Source organism: Kitasatospora putterlickiae, assembly GCF_039527695.1.
In the GTDB taxonomy this organism is placed as follows: domain Bacteria; phylum Actinomycetota; class Actinomycetes; order Streptomycetales; family Streptomycetaceae; genus Kitasatospora; species Kitasatospora putterlickiae.
This window is the reverse complement of sequence record NZ_BAAAKJ010000395.1, coordinates 1-3108: the sequence shown is the minus strand read 5'-3', so window position 1 is coordinate 3108 and position 3108 is coordinate 1. Positions and strand designations below refer to the sequence as shown.

3 protein-coding genes are annotated in these 3108 nt (G+C 76.0%); 2 read left to right on the top strand and 1 reads right to left on the bottom strand.

From position 1 onward, the window contains the following. The coding region (locus ABD308_RS33935) for an alpha/beta hydrolase fold domain-containing protein (RefSeq protein ID WP_344343602.1) at nucleotides 1-782 on the bottom strand (782 nt) is incomplete at its 3' end. Nucleotides 783-1033: 251 nt separating this feature from the next. On the opposite strand from ABD308_RS33935, the gene ABD308_RS33930 reads away from it, so the two are divergent. Together ABD308_RS33930 and ABD308_RS33925 are read left to right on the top strand one after the other, a co-directional pair. Then, entirely contained in the window at nucleotides 1034-2410 is a 1377-nt protein-coding gene (locus tag ABD308_RS33930) for a PucR family transcriptional regulator (protein WP_344343601.1), read from the top strand. Between the two features lie 87 nt (nucleotides 2411-2497). Next, the coding region (locus tag ABD308_RS33925) for an AAA family ATPase (RefSeq protein WP_344343599.1) at nucleotides 2498-3108 on the top strand (611 nt) is incomplete at its 3' end.

Below are 3108 nucleotides of genomic sequence, written 5' to 3'. Positions count from 1 at the left end.
GTGATGACCAGCGCGGGCGGCAGGCCGACGAGACACCGCAGGGGCGCGCGCAGCGGTGAGACGGCGCCCAGCGCCCGGTCGCGCGGGTCCGGCGCGTACCGCCGCCAGTAGTCCCGCATGGCGGCGCGGCTCAGGAAGTACCCCTCCGCGAACCGGTGGTAGGAGGGCGTGTCCATCGCCGCGTCGGTCACCGGGCAGACCAGCACCTGGTGGCGCAGCCGAGGCCCGCCGCGCTCCCGCGCCACCAGGGCGAGCGCGGCCGCCTGCTGGGCGCCCCCGCTGGCGCCGACGACCGCGATCCGGCTCCCGTCCAGCCCGCACCCCGCGCCGTGCCGCGCCAGCCACCCGGCCACGGCGTGGGCCCGCTCGACGGCGGCCGGGTGCCGGGCGTGCTCCGCCTCGTCGTACTCGGGCACCACCACGGCCGCGTCCGCCCCGAGGGCCAGATCCACCACCAACTGCCGGTGCGCGTGGGCGTCGGTGAGCATCCAGCCGAACCCGTGCAGATAGAGCACCACCGGCAGCGGCCCGGGAGCACCCACGGGGCGCAGGATCCTCACCCGGATCCGGCTCCCGTCCGCTCCCGGCAGCGCCAGCCACTCCTCCTCGACCTCGGGCTCGTCCGGCCCGCCGTTCCAGAGCGCCGCCATGCGGGCCCTCGACGCGGAGCCGTCGGAGCCCTCGGCGTCCGGGGAACCGGGCCAGCGACAGGACTCCAGGAAGGCACGCGTCCGCCACCCGAGGACGGGCGGCACCCACGGAACCCGAACGGCTTCTTGCACGAGCACTCCTCCACAGGGGGCGGTTCACGTTCCGGTCCACGCCTCCCCCGGGAGACCGGGGCGGTGCCGGCGCCACGACCGGGCCGGGAAGCACCGCGGGATCAGCCTGAGGCAGGTCCGCGCCCGATGCACGACCACCCGGCATCCCCTGCGGACAAGGACAAGAACCGTGCACCGTGGGGCATCGCGGCGGTGCCACCGTGTCCCCAGGAGACGCGGGACCGGAGGGACGACGACGAATGAGGACCGCCATGACGGACCAGCGGAGCGGAGCCCCGGCCCGCAGCGCCGCGCTGCAGGAACTGGTCGAGGAACTCGCGGAGTCGCTCCGGCGGTCCGTGACCCTCACCGACCCGTGGTGCCGGCGCATCTGCTCCAGCCGGCACTTCGGCGACGCCGACCCGGCACGCCTCCACAGCCTTCTGCAGGGACGGGCGAGCGCCGAGGTCGCCCGCCACGTCCGCGACCAGGGCGCCGCCCGGTGGACCAAGCCGGGCTTCCTCGCGGGCCGGGACGACCTCGGGCTGCTGCCCCGCTACTGCGTGCCGCTGCGCGAGCGCGGCCACCTCCTCGGCATGCTGACGGTCATCGCGCCGGACGGGGCCCTCGCCCCGGCGGAGACCGAGGCCATCGCCCGGGCGACGCCCGCCGTCATCGGCCAGCTGTACGCCGACCAGGTCGCGGCCGACGCCGGCACCGCCCAGGAGCAGGAACTCCTCCTGTCGCTGCTGGACGCGGGCCCCGCCGACCGCGCCGAGGCCCGACGGCGGATCGTGGACGACGCGCTGCTCCCGGACGCGCCCCACGCGGTCGTCAGCGTCGTCCAGGTGACGGGCTCCCGGCTTCCGCCCGGGCAGGTGGCCACCGCGCTGCGCGGGGTGCTGGAGGAACTCCGCCGCACCCGGTCGGCGGACGGCGCCATCGCCGTCACCCCGGACCGGGCCGTCCTGCTCCAGCTCGCCGACCGGCCGTTGAAGGAGGAGGTGCTCCAGGAGCAGTCCACCCGCGTCCTGCGGGCCCTCGGCGCCCGGCTGGACGCCTCGGCCGCTCCCGTCATCGGCGTCGGCGCCCGGCAACCGGGCCTCGCCGACGCCCGGACCTCCTACGAACAGGCGCTCGTCGCGGTGCGCGCGGCGCAGCGGATGCCCGGACTGCGGGGCGTCGGCTCCTGGGAGGAACTCGGGGAGTTCGCCGTGCTGCTGCAACTGCCGGACCGCGCCCTGAACGAGTCGCTGGTCCCCAAACCACTGCGCGCCCTGCTGGACTCCGCCAACGGACCGCGCCTGGAGGCGACCCTGCGGTGCTTCCTCGACCAGGCCGGATCGATACCCAGGACCGCCGAAGCACTGGAGATCCACCGCACCTCGCTGTACTACCGGCTGCGGCAGATCCAGGAGGTCACCGGGCTCGACCTGGACAACGGCGCGGACCGGATGACCCTGCACCTGGGCCTGCGCGTCCGGGAACTGCTGGTTTCCCTCGACGCGCCCGGCGAGGACGGCGGCCACCAGGGGCCGGACGCCGCGCCGGGCGAGGACCGCATCCACCCGGAACGTCGGGTCCCGCCGCAGCGGACGCGCGCCCGGAGCGGGACGGCCGACCACCACCGTCAGGCCGAGGCCGCGTAGCCCGGCACGGGTTCACCGGGCGGCGCGCGACGGCCGTCGGAAACCCGTTGGTGACGGTCGCTCCGGCCACCGTAGACTCCGGTGCTCGTGACCACCGACACCAGCACCCCGCCCGACGTCCGCCGCGCCGCGCTCCGTGCGGACGCCGAACAGGTCGGCGACGCCGTCGCCGCCGCCGGGCGCGGCATGGTCGAGCGCGAGACGGTCGCCGAGGTGGTCGCGCTCTGCGCCGTCGCCGGGGAGCACCTGCTGGTCGTCGGCCCGCCCGGCACCGCCAAGTCGCAGGCCGTGCGCCGGGTGGCCGGTCAGCTCGGCGGGCGGTACTTCGAGTACCTGCTCGGCCGGTTCACCGAGCCCAACGAGCTGTTCGGCCCGGTCGACCTGCGCGGTCTGCGCGAGGGCCGGGTCGAGTTCGAGACGGCGGGCATGCTGCCCGAGGCCGAGATCGCCTTCCTCGACGAGGTCTTCCTCGGCTCCACCGCCGTCCTCAACACCCTGCTCGGCCTGCTCAACGAGCGCGTCTTCCGGCGCGGCGGCACCGTCCTCGCCAGCCCGCTGCGGGTCTGCGTCGGCGCGGCCAACCACCTGCCGGAAGACCCGGCGCTGGCCGCCTTCGCCGACCGCTTCCTCGCCCGGGTCTTCGTCGAGCCGGTCGCCGACGCCCGGCTGGAGGAACTGCTGGAGGCCGGACGGCGGCC